At 60.5% G+C, this 16,540-nt stretch carries 16 protein-coding genes and 1 pseudogene; 9 read left to right on the top strand and 8 right to left on the bottom strand.

Features of this window, described 5'->3' with window-relative positions; all coding sequences use genetic code 11:
• Nucleotides 1–253 precede the first annotated feature (253 nt).
• The 7 genes from ACLD1Y_RS28820 to ACLD1Y_RS28850 all read right to left on the bottom strand — a co-directional run bounded on the left by ACLD1Y_RS28820 (nt 254) and on the right by ACLD1Y_RS28850 (nt 7,133).
• Entirely contained in the window at nt 254–1,723 is a 1,470-nt protein-coding gene (locus ACLD1Y_RS28820) for an aldehyde dehydrogenase family protein (protein ID WP_429481066.1), read from the bottom strand.
• Nucleotides 1,716–2,537, bottom strand: coding sequence for an ABC transporter permease (locus tag ACLD1Y_RS28825; RefSeq protein ID WP_429481067.1), 822 nt, complete (start codon nt 2,535–2,537; stop codon nt 1,716–1,718). Before ACLD1Y_RS28825 ends, ACLD1Y_RS28820 begins: the two co-directional genes overlap by 8 nt.
• 1 nt (nt 2,538) lies before the next feature.
• On the bottom strand, nt 2,539–3,447 hold the full coding sequence (locus ACLD1Y_RS28830) for an ABC transporter permease (protein WP_429481068.1): 909 nt from the start codon (nt 3,445–3,447) through the stop codon (nt 2,539–2,541).
• Nucleotides 3,448–3,478: 31 nt separating this feature from the next.
• Nucleotides 3,479–4,621 (bottom strand): ABC transporter substrate-binding protein, encoded by a 1,143-nt coding sequence (locus ACLD1Y_RS28835; RefSeq protein WP_429481069.1) that lies wholly within the window; start codon nt 4,619–4,621, stop codon nt 3,479–3,481.
• Nucleotides 4,622–4,653: 32 nt separating this feature from the next.
• Nucleotides 4,654–5,769: an ABC transporter ATP-binding protein gene (locus ACLD1Y_RS28840; protein ID WP_429481070.1), complete on the bottom strand. Its 1,116-nt coding sequence runs from the start codon at nt 5,767–5,769 to the stop codon at nt 4,654–4,656.
• 95 nt (nt 5,770–5,864) lie between these two features.
• The gene (locus ACLD1Y_RS28845; protein ID WP_429481071.1) at nt 5,865–6,674 is read right to left on the bottom strand and encodes a response regulator transcription factor; all 810 of its coding nucleotides are present in this window, start codon (nt 6,672–6,674) and stop codon (nt 5,865–5,867) included.
• A 147-nt stretch (nt 6,675–6,821) separates the two neighbouring features.
• Entirely contained in the window at nt 6,822–7,133 is a 312-nt protein-coding gene (locus ACLD1Y_RS28850; RefSeq protein ID WP_429481072.1) for a hypothetical protein, read from the bottom strand.
• A 217-nt stretch (nt 7,134–7,350) separates the two neighbouring features.
• Here ACLD1Y_RS28850 and ACLD1Y_RS28855 point away from each other — a divergent pair, with 217 nt between their 5' ends.
• From ACLD1Y_RS28855 to ACLD1Y_RS28865, 3 genes are read left to right on the top strand one after another with little or no spacing between them, the layout of a single operon-like run.
• Nucleotides 7,351–7,995, top strand: a complete 645-nt coding sequence (locus tag ACLD1Y_RS28855) for a secretin and TonB N-terminal domain-containing protein (RefSeq protein ID WP_429481109.1) — start codon at nt 7,351–7,353, stop codon at nt 7,993–7,995.
• Complete coding sequence (locus ACLD1Y_RS28860; protein ID WP_429481073.1) at nt 7,992–8,537, top strand: RNA polymerase sigma factor; 546 nt, start codon at nt 7,992–7,994, stop codon at nt 8,535–8,537. The genes ACLD1Y_RS28855 and ACLD1Y_RS28860 overlap by 4 nt, the downstream gene beginning before the upstream one ends.
• Before the next feature lie 37 nt (nt 8,538–8,574).
• The gene (locus tag ACLD1Y_RS28865) at nt 8,575–9,501 is read left to right on the top strand and encodes a FecR family protein (RefSeq protein ID WP_429481074.1); all 927 of its coding nucleotides are present in this window, start codon (nt 8,575–8,577) and stop codon (nt 9,499–9,501) included.
• A 106-nt stretch (nt 9,502–9,607) separates the two neighbouring features.
• On the opposite strand, the gene ACLD1Y_RS28870 is transcribed toward ACLD1Y_RS28865, so the two are convergent.
• Nucleotides 9,608–9,913 (bottom strand): hypothetical protein, encoded by a 306-nt coding sequence (locus ACLD1Y_RS28870; RefSeq protein WP_429481075.1) that lies wholly within the window; start codon nt 9,911–9,913, stop codon nt 9,608–9,610.
• A gap of 155 nt (nt 9,914–10,068) precedes the next feature.
• Between ACLD1Y_RS28870 and tssB the strand changes: the two genes are divergently transcribed.
• From tssB to ACLD1Y_RS28900, 6 genes and pseudogenes are all read left to right on the top strand, one after another.
• The gene (tssB, locus tag ACLD1Y_RS28875) at nt 10,069–10,572 is read left to right on the top strand and encodes a type VI secretion system contractile sheath small subunit (protein ID WP_429481076.1); all 504 of its coding nucleotides are present in this window, start codon (nt 10,069–10,071) and stop codon (nt 10,570–10,572) included.
• A gap of 33 nt (nt 10,573–10,605) precedes the next feature.
• A complete protein-coding gene (gene tssC / locus ACLD1Y_RS28880; protein ID WP_429481077.1) occupies nt 10,606–12,144 on the top strand; it encodes a type VI secretion system contractile sheath large subunit in 1,539 nt (512 codons plus the stop codon).
• Nucleotides 12,145–12,166: 22 nt separating this feature from the next.
• Nucleotides 12,167–13,522 (top strand): type VI secretion system baseplate subunit TssK, encoded by a 1,356-nt coding sequence (tssK, locus tag ACLD1Y_RS28885; protein WP_429481078.1) that lies wholly within the window; start codon nt 12,167–12,169, stop codon nt 13,520–13,522.
• Nucleotides 13,519–14,202 carry a type VI secretion system protein TssL, short form gene (gene tssL, locus ACLD1Y_RS28890; RefSeq protein ID WP_429481079.1) on the top strand — a complete coding sequence of 228 codons (684 nt, stop codon included), beginning with the start codon at nt 13,519–13,521 and terminating at the stop codon, nt 14,200–14,202. The genes tssK and tssL overlap by 4 nt, the downstream gene beginning before the upstream one ends.
• A gap of 1,213 nt (nt 14,203–15,415) precedes the next feature.
• A pseudogene (locus tag ACLD1Y_RS28895) lies at nt 15,416–15,772 on the top strand (OmpA family protein); the annotation flags it as partial.
• 177 nt (nt 15,773–15,949) lie between these two features.
• A complete protein-coding gene (locus ACLD1Y_RS28900) occupies nt 15,950–16,441 on the top strand; it encodes an Hcp family type VI secretion system effector (RefSeq protein WP_429481110.1) in 492 nt (163 codons plus the stop codon).
• Nucleotides 16,442–16,540: the final 99 nt, after the last annotated feature.

A 16,540-nucleotide genomic window follows, 5' to 3' on the forward strand; every position in this document is an offset into this window, starting at 1 on the left:
TGCAGCACCCAAGTTTTCTCATCTTCGGTATAGCGACGTTGTTTCAAGCGACAGTCCTACGCCCTCCAGTTTTGAAGAAGCGACAACTATCCTGACATGGAGGGTCTTCCAAAAGTGACCCGCCGTAAGGGCGGAACCCATAGCAGCCGTTACCCAAATAACGGATATGTACCCCGAAAAAATGCCATCGCAGGCAAGCCAGCTCCCACATTTGTATTGCATTTCTCCAGAGCAAGCGTAGTCGCTGATGCAGCTACAGATACCACCCCCACGGCTGGTCACTGACGTACTCCGTCACCTGCTTAACCTCCAGATAATTGTGCAACCCCCATTCCCCCAACTCACGGCCGATACCACTGTGCTTCATCCCACCCCACGGCGCCTCGACAAAGGTGGGCTGTGAGCAGTTGACCCACACAATCCCGGCCCGCAACTGATTGGCCACCCGCGTGCTGCGTTGCGGGTCGGCACTCATCACCGCCGCCGCCAGCCCGAAGCGGCTGGCGTTGGCCATCTGCACCGCTTGCTCCTCGGTCTTGAAGCGCTTCACACACAGCAACGGCCCAAACACTTCCTCACGCCACAGGATGCTGTTATGCGCCGGCTCATCGAAAATCGCCGGCTCCATAAAGTAACCCTCGGCCAAGTGGCCAGGGCGCTTGCCGCCAGTGAGCAAGCGTGCACCGCTGGCCACCCCCTGATCGACAAAGCCGAGCACCTTGTCGTACTGGCCCTGGCTGACCAAAGGCCCAAGCAACACACCCGGTTCCAGGCCCGGGCCGATGGTGATCTTGCGGGTTTCCTCCACCAGCCGTTCGATCAGGCGTGGTGCGATGCTGTCCTGCACCAAAAGCCGCGAGGTGGCGCTGCACACCTGGCCCTGGTTCCAGAAAATCCCGAACAGAATCCACTCCACCGCGGCGTCAATATCGGCGTCATCAAACACGATGAATGCCGATTTACCGCCCAGCTCCAGGCTGATGTTCTTGATGTCCCGTGCGGCCGCCGACATGATCTTGGCCCCGGTGGGCACGCTGCCGGTAAAGGCCAATTTGTCTACGCCTGGGTGTTCGGTCAGCGGGCTGCCCGCGTCGATGCCCAGGCCAGTGACCACGTTCAACACCCCGGCGGGCAGGCCGATGCGGTCGGCCGCTGCGGCCAGTTCCAGGGCGGTGAGGGGCGTCAGCTCCGAGGGTTTGAGCACCACGGTGGCGCCAGCAGCCAAGGCCGGTGCGACCTTCCACGCCGCCATCAGCAGCGGGTAGTTCCAGGGGATGATCTGCCCGGCCACGCCGATGGGCTCATGGCGGATACGGCAGCGAAAACGCTCGTCCGGCAGCGGCAGGGGTTGGTCCTGGCGTCCATCCAGTTCACGGGCAAGGCCTGCGTAATAGCGGAAACAGCCGATAGCATCGCCCACGTCCCACAGCGCTTCGGGCAGCGGCTTGCCGTTGTCGCGCACTTCCAATTCGGCGAGGGCCGGTTGGGCACGTTCCAGTTCGTCGGCCAGGCTGTCGAGCCATTGGCCGCGTTCTTCACCGCTGGTTTGGCTCCAGCCATTGTCGAAGGCGCGGCGTGCGGCGCGTACGGCGTGGTCGATGTCTTCTTCGGTGCCGGCGGCCACGCGCTCGAACACCTGCTCGGTGGCCGGGTCGATTACGTCGAGGTAACCGCCCAAATCCGGGCTGACCCACTGGCCGTTGATATACAGATGGTCACGCATGGGCAGGCTCCTGGGCGCGGCGGTTTTGCAGGTGGCGGGAAGTGAACAGCAGGATCAGCGACACGCAGATGATCACGGTGGACACCGCATTGATCTCCGGCGTTACGCCACGGCGAATCGACGAGAAGATGTAGATCGGCAGCGTGGTTTCAGAACCTGCGACAAAAAACGCGATGATGAAATCGTCAAAGCTGAAGGTGAATGCCAGCAGGAAGCCGGCCATGATCGCTGGGCTGATTTGCGGCAGCGTTACACGCCAGAAGGTTTGCATTGGCGGCGCATAGAGATCCGCCGAGGCTTCCAGCAAGGCCTTGTCGAGGGTGTCGACGCGGCTGCGCACGATCACCATCACCAGGGCCATGGTGAACAGCGAGTGGGCGGCGATCACGGTGAAGAAACCCATGTTCAGGCGCGGTATGCCCGGTATCAGTCTCGCCAGCACAGGGTTGATCAGGTCGAACAGGCTGATGAAGGCGATCAAGGTGGAGATGCCGATCACGATGCCCGGCACGATGATCGCGCAGTAGGTCAGCGCATCGAACAACAAGCGCACTCGCGCCCCGGCCCGTTGCAGGCCGAACACCGCCAGGGTGCCGAACAGCGTGGCGATCAGCGCCGAGCACAAGGCGATAAATGCGCTGTGCCCCAAGGCCTCCATGATGAACGGGTTGCTGAACGCCCGGCCGAACCACTGCACCGAACAGCATTCGAACGCCAGGCCACTGCGCCCGGCGTTGAAGCTGAACAGCACGATCAGGGCGATGGGCGCATACAAAAACAGGTAAAGCGACGTTGAGTAACTGCGCAGCCACATTTCACAGGCCTCCATCGGCAGGGCGGCCGCCGTAGCGCGCCACCAGCTTCAAATACACGCCGATGATCAACAGCATCATCGCCACCAGGGTCATGGCCAGCGCACTGCCAAACGGCCAATTGCGCGATTGCAGGAACAGGTCCACCAGGGCATTGCCGACAAAAAACACCTTGCCGCCGCCCAGGATTGCCGGGATCAGGAACTCGCCCATCAACAGGATGAACACCAGCATCACCCCGGTGATGATTCCCGGTGCCGACAGCGGCAGGGTGATGCGCCGAAAGCTTTCAAAGGCGCTGGCACCCAGGTCGGCAGAGGCTTCCAGCAGGCGCTTGTCGAGTTTTTCCAGGCTCACGTAGATCGGGAACACCATCAGCGGCAGGTAGCCGTAGACGATGCCGATCAGCACCGCCCACGGCGTATTGATCAAGCGCACATCCTCCAGGCCCAGGCTCGCCAGCAGTGCCGGAATGCCCTTGCCGCTGAGGATGAAGATCCACGCGTAGGTGCGGATCAAAAAGCTGGTCCAGAACGGCACGATCACCAGGGTCAGCAGCAGCGAGCGGTTGCGGCTGACCTTGACCGCCAGGAAATACGCCAACGGGTAAGCCGCCACCAGGCACACCAAGGTGCCCAACGGCGCCAGCATCAGCGTGTTGCCGAACGCCGCCGCCCGCGAACCGAGGTTGAGGTAGTTGGCCAGGGTGAAGCCACCGGCATAACCGCCAACGGCACTGCGTTCGCCAAAGCTGAAGACCAGGATGATCACCAGCGGCATCAACAACAGCAGCAGGAACCACAAGGTCGACGGCAACAGCATCAGCAAGGTGATGCGCCGCCCGAGGCTGCGCCGGGGGCGCGTGGGAGCGGGCAGGGTGGTCACCGTGGACGGGTGAGTGGCGGCATGCATGGGGGACTCCTCGGTGGCCATGGCTAGACGATCAGGCAGACTTGAACCGCGCCATCAACTCGGCGCGGGCGGGGCTGGTGAGCGTGGCAGCAGCGCCGAACTCCAGCGGGCTGAGGGCTTCGGCGGCGGGGTACATGATCGGGTCGTCGAGCATGGCCGGCGGCAGCAAGGCGTCGACGCGCTTGTCACCGCTGGGGTAGCCGTGGCTCAGCACTTCGAGCTTGTTGTGCTGCGGGTCGAGCAGGTAGTTGATGAACGCATAGGCGGCGTCCTTGTGTTCCGAGCTCTTGGGGATGGCGAAGAAGTCGCTCCACAATTCGCCGCCTTCCTTGCCCAGGGTGAAGTGCATCTGTGGGATGTCGCGGTGCAACTGCGACGCGTCGCCGGTCCAGGACATGGCCAGCCAGGCATCGCCGCTGCGCATCGACGGCTGGATGTCCGAGTTGATCGCGAACAGGTGCGGCTTGACCTCGATCAGCAGTTTTTCGGCGTCGGCCAGCTCTTTCGGGTCCAGGGAGTTGAAGCTGTAGCCAAAGCTCTTGAGGGCGTTGCCGATGGCCGTCAGTTGGTAGTCGTGGACCATGGTGCGACCGCTGGCCGGGCCTTGGGCGGCGGCCCAGAATTCCTTCCAGCTGGTGGGGCCGCTCTTGAGTTTTTCGGTGTCGTAGCACATGCCGGTGGTGCCCCAGTTCTTCGGCACGGCGTAGACCTTGCCGTCCACGGTGCCCTGGGCGATGAATTTTTGCTGGAACGCCGTGGCATCAAAGTTGGGGATGCGCGACAGGTCCAAAGGCTCGATCAGGCCCAGGCCCACATAGGTGCTGATGGTGTAGTTGGTCGGTACCAACACATCCCAGCCGCTGCCGCCGGCCTGCAATTTGGCGAGCATCTCTTCGTTGGAGCCGAACACGCTCATGGATACCCGCGCGCCGGTGGTCTTGGCGAAGGCATCGAGGTTTTCCTGGCTGTGGTAATTGGGCCAGGTGGCCAGCGACAGGCGATCGCCCAGCTTGCCTTGTTCGGCGGCTTCTGCGGTGGAGGTCAGTAGCCCCGGCATATTGGTTGCGACGACAGCGGCGGCCAGCCCCAGGCCGGTGCGGCCGAGGAATTCACGGCGGCTGATGGAACCGTTCTGCCAGCTGCGCAGGGTTTTTAGAAAGGTTTTCTGGTCCATGACTTGCTCCACATTCGTTTGAGAAAAGTGCTTTACAACGCCATGGCCAGGCCATTGGCATGATCCCAGCCGACGCTGACCGCTGCGCCGTGTTCGAACGCCTGTAGGCCTTGATCCTGCTGGCGTGGCACGCGCACGCAGACCACGCCGAAGGCCTGGGTGCGCACGCGGTATTCGGTGGAGTTGCCCAGGTAGATGCGGTCTTCGACGCAACCCGGCAGGGACACTTCGCGGGCCAGTTCGGCGCCGGTGGCGGCAATGCTGATCAGCTCCGGGCGCACCGCGATGCAGCCTTCGGCGTCTGCCCCCAACGCCTGGCCGGTGGGCGTCAGCGGGCTGGTCAGCTCCAGGCCCTGGGCCGTGCGCAGCACCACCGCGTTGCCTTGTAGGCGGCGCACGGTGCCGTTGAACAGGTTGGACTCGCCAATAAAGTCGGCGACGTAGCGGCTGGCCGGGGTTTCGTAGAGTTGCTCTGGCGTGGCGGTCTGGATGATCGAGCCGTTGCGCATCACGCTGATGCTGTCACTCATCGACAGGGCTTCTTCCTGGTCGTGGGTCACCAGCACAAACGTGATGCCGACTTCCCGTTGCAGGCGCAGCAGCTCCGATTGCATCTCCTTGCGCAGCTTGCGGTCCAGGGCCGCCAGCGGTTCGTCCAGCAGCAACACGGTGGGTTTGTTCACCAGCGCCCGGGCCAGGGCCACACGCTGTTGCTGGCCGCCGGACAGCTCGCTGGGCTTACGCTGGCCGAAGCCGCTCAGGCGCACCATTTCCAGGGCTTCATCGGCCATGCGCAGTTGGGTTTTCTTGTCAGGACGCGGGGTACGGTAGCGCAGGCCGTAGGCGATGTTCTGTGCCACGGTCAGGTGCGGGAACAGCGCGTAATGCTGGAACACCATGTTCACCGGTCGCTCGAAGGCCGGCACGCCCGCGACGTTTTGGCCGGCCAGGCGCACTTCGCCGCTGGTGGGTTGTTCGAAGCCTGCGATCATGCGCAGGGTGGTGGTCTTGCCGCAGCCCGAACCGCCGAGAAAGGAATGGAACGAGCCGCGGCGTACCGAGAAATTCAGGCCATTGACGGCCTGCACCGGGCCATAGCGTTTGACCACGTTGCAAAATTCGATGTCGCTGGGCGATGTGTCGTTCACGGTCGGGCTTCCTCGAGGCGGGTTTGCGTCGAGGGCCAAACTAGCAACGGGGGTTTTGTGCTGTATATATCCCTTGGGGGATAGACCTGAGTATTTCAGGCGACCGCTACTAATTCCTGGCCAGTAAGGTCGCGGATAAACAACCCCAGCAATTCCGACTGGCTACCGATACCCAGCTTGGCGTAGATATTCTTGCGATGGATCTTCACCGTGCCCGGGCTGATGCTCAATTGCTCGGCCACCGAGGCGCTGGAGTGGCCGCGCAATAGCAGTTGCACGATCTCCTGCTCACGGCCGGTGAGGATATGCGCGCCGAACTGGTCGAAGGCTTCGCGGATCTTGAAGTCCAGGTCCTGCGCCGGGCGCGGCTGCTGGGCCTGACGCAAGCGCCAGGCTTCACCAATCACCTGTTCCACCACTGCCTGGGCACATTCGATCAACTGCATCTCATCACGGCTGAATGCGCAGCTGGCGGTAGAGCGCATCAACGACAGTACCGCTGTGGCTCCCGCGCCAAGGTCGACAAAAAACGCAATTTCTTCGGCCAACCCGGTTTGCTGGTAATAGGTGAGGTAGTACTCGCCGAGGTAAAAGTGGTCCGGCGCGAACTGGCGCAAACGCCACAACCCCGGCGCCTGGCCACGGGTACAGGCCAGGTAGAACGGGTCCAAAAGGTAGGGCCCGCACTGGTAGTCGTCCACATACACACCGCGCTTGTCGGCGCAGAACGTGTCGAACATCGCCAACGGTCGGTGGTTGCCTTCATAAACGAACAACACGAAGTGATCCACCGGGCACACCTGGCGCAACCAATGGCTGAGCCCGACAAGCCGTGGGTGGCCGGCAGGCAGGCCCAGCAGTTGGGCGACACCGGTGGTCCAGAGTTTCAGTTCCTTGGGGCGCATGGCGGGTTCAGGTGAGGAGGGAGTGGCAGTGAATGCACGAACTGCGCCATGGCTTTGCAGGCCCGCAGGCACTGGGGCGGCGTGACCGGGAGTGCCCCACGCCGGAGCGAGATGTTACCGAGTGCTACATTTTTGTTTCCACGGCCTTCAAGGCCGTTGCGGTTTCACCGAGGTGCCGAAGGTATTGCCCATGCGCACACTGGTGGCTGCCGGCGTGGACAGCCCCACGGCATTGGGGGCGCGTTTGTCGACGGGGATGTTCTGCGCCTCGCGGTTTTTCTTCGTGGCCTTGGCGGCGTTGCTATCACTGCCCATCTGCTGGCTCAAGCAGCCGTAGTCGGGGGCCTTGTAGCCATCCACCGAAACCTCGGTGCAGGTGCTCGCGGCCTTATCGGCATAGGCAAACAAGGGCAGGGCGCTGCACAGCAACAGGCTGGCAAGGGTGGGTAACCGCTTCATCGGGGCCTCCTGGCGGGCCCGAGGGAGTGGGCCGGTAAGGCTTGCAAGTGTAGTGCAGTGGGCTTGTGGTCACCGTGATGTTTTTTTTGCTATCACCGTAACATCAGATTCATAAACGAGCCTCAGGATGACGGTTTTCTAGGACACGTCGGCCGTGCAGCGATGCAATGCAGGGGGTGAGCAGGGGGCCTGGCGGCGCGCCGTATGCGCCCTGGTCGTGCTGTTGCTGTTGGGCGCAGGCCCGGCAGCGCAGGCGCAGGCACCGCTGCTGAGCCTGAACCTGCCGGCCCAGGACCTGGAACACGCACTGCAAGCGTACAGCCGCGCCACTGGGATCGCCGTGCTGGTGGACCGCGAGTTGACGCAGGGCCGCCGCTCCATCGGGGTGCGCGGGCGCTTTACGGCGCAAGAAGCACTGGCGATGTTGCTGACGGGGAGTGGCTTGATGGCGCGCTATGCACGCGTTGACGCGTTCACCTTGCAACTGCCCGACGTCAGCCAGCCACCCGTGACCCGGGGGGCGGCGGCCCGCAGTGCGGCGCGGATCAACAACAGCTACGCCACGGCGTTGCAGCAGGCCATTGAGGCCAGCCTGTGCCGCACGCCCCTGACCCGGCCCGGCAGTTTTCGCGCGTTGGTGCAGGTCTGGGTCAACCGCGATGGGCTGATCGAACACAGTCGGCTGGTCAGTTCCACCGGCGATGAACAACGCGATGAAGCACTGGTGCGCAGCCTCGGCACGACCCGGGTTGAACGCCCGGCCCCCAGCTCGCTGCGCCAGCCAGTGACTTTACTTTTGATGCCCGACACAACAGGAATGCGCATGGAATGCACAGCAGCGAAGGGAGCCTCGGGCGGATGAAAAATACCGGGCACAGTGCGATGGTCCGCTTATTCCTGGCGTCCTACGAAGACTTCAAGGTGCGTTTGCGCAAGCGCCTGGGCTCCGAAGACCTGGCCAATGACGTACTGCACGAAACCTACCTGCGGGTCGACCGCATGGACGTACCGCCAAACCTTTCACAACCCAACGCCTACCTCTACCGCATGGCCCTGAACATCGCCGCCGACCGCCGCCAGGCCGACGCGCGCCTGCTCACCGGCAGTGAAGTCGAGGAACTGCTGCAAACCGCCGACGAAGCCCAGGACCCTTCACGCGTGGTGGGCGGCCAGCGCGAAATCCAATCCCTGGTCAAGGCGCTCTACGAACTGCCGGCCCGCCGCCGCAAAATCCTGATCGCCGCCCGACTCGAAGAAGCCCCTCACCTGGAAATCTCCCAGCGTTTCGGCATCTCCACACGCATGGTCGAAAAGGAAATCAAGGCCGCCCTGGGCCATTGCGCCAAGCGCCTGGAAAGAAAAGTGATTCAGCGGTTCGGTCCCGGGGCCGGAAAACCGTCTTAGTGTCGAGTCCCTGATAAATCCGTGAGTATGTGCGCGCTTGAATATTTTCAGCTTCCCCACCGCCCGGCAAACCGCTGCCAGCCCCCTGCACGATGAAGCCCGCGACTGGCTGCTCCTGCTGACCTCGGGCCGCGCCACCGTCGCCGACGCCAAGGCCCTGCACGCCTGGCGCGCCCAGAGCCCGGAGCACGCCCAGGCGTTCGAACAGGCCAAGGCGCTGTGGCAGCAACTGTCACCCGCCCTCGATCACGTGTCGCAACCACGCACGGTTAGCCGCCGGGCCTTCCTGGGCGGCGCCGTTGCCGCCTCGGCCGCCGTGGTGATGGTGAGCGTTGGCGTGCCCGGCGGCTTTGCCGGACTCACCGCCGACTACCGCACTGAAGTCGGCGAACAACGCCAGGTGGTATTGAGCGAGGGCGTTAGCCTGGAGCTCAACACCCAGACCCGCATCAGCCGCGTAGGGCAGGGCATTGAGCTGCTTGAAGGCGAAGTCGAAGTCGTCGCCCACGTTGCCCAGCCGCTCAAGGTCCAGGCGGGCGAAGGCTGGGTGAGTGCGGCGCAGGCGCGGTTCAATGTGCGCAATACCGACCACAGCGTATGCGTGACCTGCATCGACGGCTGGCTCTCGGTGGACGTGGCCGGGCGCAACGTGCGCCTGGAGAGCGGGCGGCAATTGACCTACGGCCCGGCCGGGGTGAGTGACGTCGCCAGCGTGGATACCCAGGCCGTGGTGGCCTGGCGTGAGCAGATCCTGGTATTCAATAACGCGACGCTGGCGACGGTGGTGGATGAGATCAACCGCTATCGGCCGGGGATGCTGGTGCTGTTAAACAAGGAGCTGGGCCAGCGCCGGGTGCAGGCGCGGTTCAGCTTGCAGCAGTTGGCGGGGGTGGCGTTGTTGATTCGGGATGCGTATGGGGCCAAGTGTACGGAGTTGCCGGGGGGGGTGGTGTTGTTGAGTTGATTTGTGAATGCCGAGTGTTACAGAGGTCGCCCCGGTTTTATCTTTTTAGGCGTGCGCGAAACGTAGTACACGGATAAATAAATAGTTTATTGAGAAAAGGGCAGCTTCAATGCTTTTGAGGTTGCCCTTTTTTCTTTATATAGTCATCTGGGTGTGTTGCGTTTATTGTATGGGTTGCTGTGTTTAATGTTTGAATATTCGGCTTGCCTGAAACATCTGTCAGCCATGTTTTATTTTTATATAAGAGTGGTCTTTTAAGATTGCAGTGCTTGTTTTGATGGGTGAGGGTAAGGTCGATATATCCTTTTGTGGGAAATATCTCCAATACTGCGATGAAACTTCCCATGTGCAATGCAGGGGCTAGTAAGGAATATCTGAAATAGTTCATTGTAGTTGTGAGGTTGATGGCCATTTCTTGTGTCGGCTCATGTCGTACGAGTGTGCCGTTTCTGCCGGGAACCTGAATCTATTGGCGCTGGTTGAATGTCTGGACAAACCTGTCGGCTGGGTACGTCTAGGTTTCAGTCTTAGTCTTTTGTTGCAAGAAATATCTGAAAGGGATGCGTTATGGCTTCAAACAGTTTTCAAAATGAAGTGCCCAAGGCACGGGTCAATATCAAGCTTGACCTGCATACCGGTGGCGCGCAGAAAAAAGTCGAATTGCCACTCAAGCTCATGCTTATGGGCGACTACAGCAACGGCAAGGAGCAGCGCCCGCTCTCTGAGCGAGGCAAGGTGGACATCAATAAAAACAACTTCAACAGTGTGCTGGGTGAGTTCTCGCCTAGCCTGAAACTCGCTGTGAATAACACGCTCGCCGATGACGCGTCTGACACCTCTGTCGATCTTGTTTTTCAGAGCATGAAGGACTTCGAGCCCGAGCAAGTAGCGCGGCAGATTCCGCAGTTACGTGCGTTGTTGGCCATGCGCAATCTGTTGCGTGATCTCAAATCCAACTTGCTGGATAACGTGACCTTCCGTCACGAGCTGGAGCGCATTCTCAAGGATGACGCGCTCAGTGACGAGCTACGTGCAGAGTTGGCCGCGTTGGCGCCCAAAGATAAGCGCTAATCGATATCAACTGTTTGAAAAGGAAATTTCGTCATGTCTGCAGAGAGTTCCAGCGCCCAACCTGGCAACGCAACAGTATCGTCTGAAGAGAGTAATGGCGTGTATAGCGCTCTGTTTAACAAAATTAACCTTAGCCCTGTTGCCGCGTTAGGCGGTCTAGAGGCTTTTCAGAATGCTGAGGCACTTTCCGAAGTGTCGGCGGATGAACGAGTAACGGCGGCTGTCAGTGTTTTTCTAAAGCTGCTCAAGCAATCCCCGCAAAAAATTGAACGCTTGGACAAGGCGTTGCTGGACGAACATATCGCCTTGCTGGACATGCAGATCAGCCGCCAACTTGACGAGGTCATGCACCATCCGGACTTTCAGCGCGTCGAATCGACCTGGCGTGGTGTGAAGTCGCTTATCGATCAGACTGACTTTCGTCAAAACGTTCGCATAGAACTACTGGACATCAGCAAGAATCACTTGGTGCAGGATTTCGAGGACGCCCCGGAAATTGCCCAAAGCGGTCTGTACCTGCATACCTACACCCAGGAGTACGACACGCCAGGTGGCGAGCCTATTGCTGCGGCGATCTCCAATTACGAGTTCGACCGCAGTCCCCAGGACATCGCCTTGCTGCGCAACATCTCCAAGGTCGCCGCCGCCGCCCATATGCCGTTCGTGGGCTCCGTAGGCCCCGCCTTCTTTGGCAAGGCGTCGATGGAAGATGTGGCAGCCATCAAAGACATCGGCAACTATTTTGACCGGGCCGAATACATCAAGTGGAAGTCCTTCCGTGACAGCGATGATGCGCGTTACATCGGTCTGACGATGCCGCGGGTCCTGGGTCGCCTGCCCTATGGTCCCGACACCATCCCTGTGCGCAGTTTCAATTACATCGAAAGCGTCAAGGGGCCGGACCACGGCAAGTATTTGTGGACCAACGCCTCGTTTGCCTTCGCCGCCAATATGGTCAAAAGCTTTATCACCAACGGCTGGTGTGTGCAGATACGGGGGCCCCAGTCAGGTGGGGCCGTCACGGATCTGCCTATCCACCTATACGACTTGGGCACCGGCAACCAGGTCAAGATTCCTTCCGAGGTGATGATCCCGGAAACCCGCGAATTTGAGTTCGCCAACCTCGGTTTCATTCCTCTCTCGTACTACAAGAATCGCGACTACGCATGCTTCTTCTCGGCCAATTCTGCGCAAAAGCCCGCGCTGTACGACACAGCCGACGCCACTGCCAACAGTCGAATCAACGCACGCCTGCCCTACATCTTCTTGCTGTCGCGCATCGCCCATTATCTGAAGCTGATCCAGCGCGAAAACATCGGCACCACCAAGGACCGCCGCCTGCTGGAGCTTGAGCTGAACAAGTGGATCGGCGGGCTGGTGACCGAAATGACTGATCCGGGCGACGACCTGCAAGCGTCTCATCCGCTGCGAGACGCTAAGGTCACCGTTGAAGACATTGAGGACAATCCGGGGTTCTTCCGCGTCAAGTTGTACGCAGTGCCGCACTTCCAGGTGGAGGGCATGGACGTAAACCTGTCGTTGGTCTCGCAGATGCCCAAGGCCAAAGCCTGATCCATTAGTAGGGAACGATGTTATGAAAATCGATCGCCCTCTATGGGCTGCCGGCGCCTTACTGTCACAGCAGCAATTTCAGCAGCAGGCGCGGTTGGAGTCTTGGGCCAACCAACAGCTTGCTCACCTTTGCGTGACACACCCCTGGGGTGTCCAGGCTGCGGGTTTTGATCAAGAGGCGTTGCGCCTGGGCAAACTCAAGGCGACGCAACTGCGTGTACGCATGCCGGATGGTACCTGGATCGATACTGAATGCATGGACCCACTACCGCCTGCCTTGGAGTTGGCGCAAGTACTGCCGGACGACGCCCAGGATGCTGTGCTGCACCTGGCCTTGCCCCTGGAGCAGGCCAACGGTAACAACTGCCTGTTTGACGGCGGCCACGCTGATCAGCCGATGCGATATCGCCAGGCGTGGCGCGAAGTACAGGATATTTATGGGGATGAGGCGCAGTCGATCGGCGTGCTGGAGCATGCGCTGAGTCTGCGTCTGCACAGTGACAATAATGGCGATTACCTGACGTGTCCGGTCGCCCGGCTGATTCGCGATGGCCAGGGGGCCTGGAGGCTCGACCCAGACTATGTGCCACCGCTGCTGAGCTTCGCAGCCCATGCGGGGTTGGTAAACCAGCTGGACAACCTGTTGACGCAGCTTTCTGCCAAGCGGCAAAGGCTTATGGGCATGCGCCGGGAAAGCAATCAACGGATGGCGGATTTCGCCGTTGCCGATGTGTCGTTGTTCTGGTTGCTAAACGCCTTGAACTCCTATCAGCCGGTATTGGCGGACCTTCGCGATTTCCCCGCACGACACCCTGAACAGGTTTACCAGCCGTTGATCAAGCTGGCCGGAAGTCTGCTGACGTTTTCCCTGGAACACGACATCGACAAAATCCCCGCCTACCGGCACGAACAGTTGGACACGGTATTTGTGCCGTTGATGCGCACCATCTCCGTGTTGCTGGAAGCCAGTTTGCCGTCGCGGGTGGTTGCCTTGGAATTGGAACAGCAGGGCGCCAATCGCTGGCAAGTGACGTTGAACGATCCGCGCCTGCGCGAACGAGATGGTGCCGATTTTTATCTGTCGGTGCGTTGCCGGCTGTCGCCAGCGCAGTTGCAGGATCAGTTCCCGCGCCTGTGCAAAATTGGCACGCCGGACCAAGTCAATCACCTGGTTAATGCCGCGCTTGATGGGGTTCCGCTGCAACCCCTCAGCCATGTACCCGCCGCGATTCCGTTACGTCTCGAAAATCAGTATTTCGTGCTGGATCTCAATCACGCCAAAGGGCAGGCCGTTCTCGATGAGGGCGTCTGCACCTTCTATGTGCCAAGCACGTTGGCTGATGTGAAGCTCGAACTGTTTGCGGTGCTGCGCTCATGAACCTGAACGCTTCCAAGGAACACACCGCTATGACGGTGGACATTGATGAGCTGTTGCAGGACACCTACCTGTTGGTTGTTGAACTGCGCCAAGGTGCTGGCGTGCGAAGCAACGCTGAGCTGACTCGGCTTTGTATGGAGCAGGTTGAACAGGTAAGGCAGCGCTTGGCATTGGCCGGGCTGAAACAGCGCAGCATCGACCATATCATTCACGCGCAATGCGCATTGCTCGACGAAACCGTGCTCAGTTGCGCCACCGACGAGGCCCATGCCACCTGGGCCAGTCAGCCTTTGCAGGCAAGGATTTTCAATCGCCATCAGGCAGGCGAGTTTCTCTACGAGGACATGCGCGAAGTCATGCGTGAGCCCGCCCCCGACCTGCATGTGCTGACCGTATTTCAACGGGTGCTGACGCTGGGCTTCCGTGGTCGTTACGGCGAACTGAGTGATCCTGAGCGCGAGCAACTGTTGCTTGCTGTCAATTCACAGGTTGTACCGCTGAATGCAAGCCAATCACTGGTGACGCAGGTGGCGGGTGGCAACTGGCGCGCAAGTTTGGCCTGGCTGCGTTCACCGCAGGTTCATGTTCTTGCCGTTGTCCTGGTGCTCGCGTCCACATGGTGGGGGTTGGATTACCTGCTAAGTGACGCGCTTGATCCGCTCTTGGCTGGTCAGAGGTGAGGGCGAGATGACCTTTAACCTGTATCGAATCCTCTACCTGTGGGCGGGAGCTCTTGCTCTCGCTTTGCTGGTCATCCTTCCCCTCGGCATAGGGATGCGTACGTTCGGTGTGTTGATCGCAGTGGGCTGTGTCGCGTGGGCTTGGACTCAGTTGGGGCGGCGTGTAACTGAGCAGCGAGGTTTGATCACACTGGCCAATAATGCGGTGCTACCTGCGGCCGCGTTTCGCAGTCCTGTCGTGTTGGTGTGCGGTGATGGCCTGGATGGGCTATTTGGTCCGGTGCCGGCCGAGCAGTTGGCGCTGCGAGTCACAGAACAGGGTTGCTATGTTCGCGTGGACAATCTGGAGCAATTACCGGTTGTGGCCGATAGCCTTCTGGCGCTGCGTCCAGGCTGGGGTGGGCAACTCGGTGTAATGCTCACCGTCAATCCAGGCGCGCACAGCGACCGCGCCGTTCTGGCTGGCGCGATACGCGCATTCAGTCATCAAGTGTCGCTGGTACGTAAGCGTGGCATCGCACTGCCGCTGCTGTTGGTGAGCTACCTGCAAACCCCACGGGGCGAAGAACCTTGGTTCAGTTGGAGCAACGGTCAAGCTGACGCGTGTGTACGTGGCGCGGGTTCGTGCTCCAGCGTGATTGAGTGGCAACAACACAGCGCTGACTCTTCAGCACAAGCGAAGCGGATGTGCGCGACCGTACAACTGAACAGCGTTGCGATGTGGTTGCAGGAGGCGGTGTTGTCACAACTCGCGACGTGCAGCGCTCCCGTGGTGGCGATGGTCTGTGCCGTCAAGTTGGCCCCCGCAGTCCCCCATTCGATCAGCGCCAATCTCTGGCAGCAATGGCTGAGCAGCAAGGTCGCGCTAGCTGACAACAGGTCGGTAACAACGGATGCGCGTCTAACGTTTCCCGACCCCTTGCTTCACCTGCTTGCGCTCGGCCCATTGCAACGCCCAGCACAACGCGCAGCGATCAGCGCATTGTGGCTCTTCGCTGTTGCAGGCGTTATCGCACTCGCCAGCTCTGCTTGGCAGAACACGCTGTTGGTGCGTCAGGTCAGTGACGATCTTCGTCGCTATGCGGCTATTCCCCAGCCGACTCAGCGTGTACAGCGCGCATTTCTCCTGCGTGAAGATGCCGTAAGTGCTCTGCGCCAGCACGCCCGGCGGCTGGACGCTTACTACAGGCACGGCGTGCCCTGGGCCGTTGGCATGGGCTTGTATCGCGGCGAACGCCTGCGTGCACAGCTGCTGGCCGTGCTGGGTGCCCATGTGGAGCCTGCGCCGACCCCGCCTGCTGCACAGGTGGCGAGCCCGGTCCGGCTTGACAGCCTGTCGTTGTTCGCCACTGGCAGCGCTCAACTCAAACCAGGCTCAGCCAAAGTCCTGATCAGCGCATTGGTTGAGATCAAGGCACAGCCCGGCTGGCTGATCGTGATCTCAGGGCATACCGACGCTACCGGCGATGCGCAACACAACCTTCGGCTTTCAAGCGCCCGCGCCGCTGCCGTGCACGCCTGGATGCGACAGATGGGCAGCATTCCCGACAGCTGTTTTGCGGTGCAGGGCTTCGGCGCCAGCCAGCCGATCGCCAGCAATGACACCGAGGCGGGGCGCGCTGCCAACCGCCGCGTTGATATCCGTCTGATCCCTGAGGAAGGGGCGTGTGCGCGCTCTGACGTGGGGCCGGACAGACAACCTCTGTCGCATCCCGCGACAGTTAAATTTCCGAGAAAGGAGCTTCATATGGCAATTCCCGTTTACCTCTGGCTGCAAGACGACGGTGGCGCAGAGATCAAAGGTTCGGTGGACGTGCAAAAGCGCGAAGGCAGTATCGAAGTGGTTGCCCAGGACCACAGCCTGTACATCCCCACCGACAACAACACCGGCAAATTGACCGGTACACGGGTGCACACCCCGTTTCTGTTTTCCAAAGAAATCGATGCGTCCAGTCCTTACCTCTACAAGGCAGTGACCACAGGGCAAACCCTCAAGAGTGCGGAGTTCAAGTGGTACCGCATCGACGATGCCGGGCAGGAGGTGGAGTACTTCATCACCAAACTGGAAGACGTCAAGGTGGTGAAAGTCGCTCCCAAAATGCACGACGTCAAAGACCCGAGCAAAGAGAAGCACAACCACATCGAGCAGGTTGAATTGCGCTACGAGAAGGTCACCTGGACCTACAAGGACGGCAACATCATTCACTCCGACTCCTGGAATGAACGCCAAAGCGCTTGATATGCATACAGCCTGCGGTGTGCAGGGTTGAACGTCCGTTCGCGGACGTTCAGCCAAGCACATCAAGGTACAAACCCATGGCTGGCTGATTGACGACAC

Source organism: Pseudomonas sp. 18175 (genome assembly GCF_050432925.1).
Lineage (GTDB): Bacteria > Pseudomonadota > Gammaproteobacteria > Pseudomonadales > Pseudomonadaceae > Aquipseudomonas.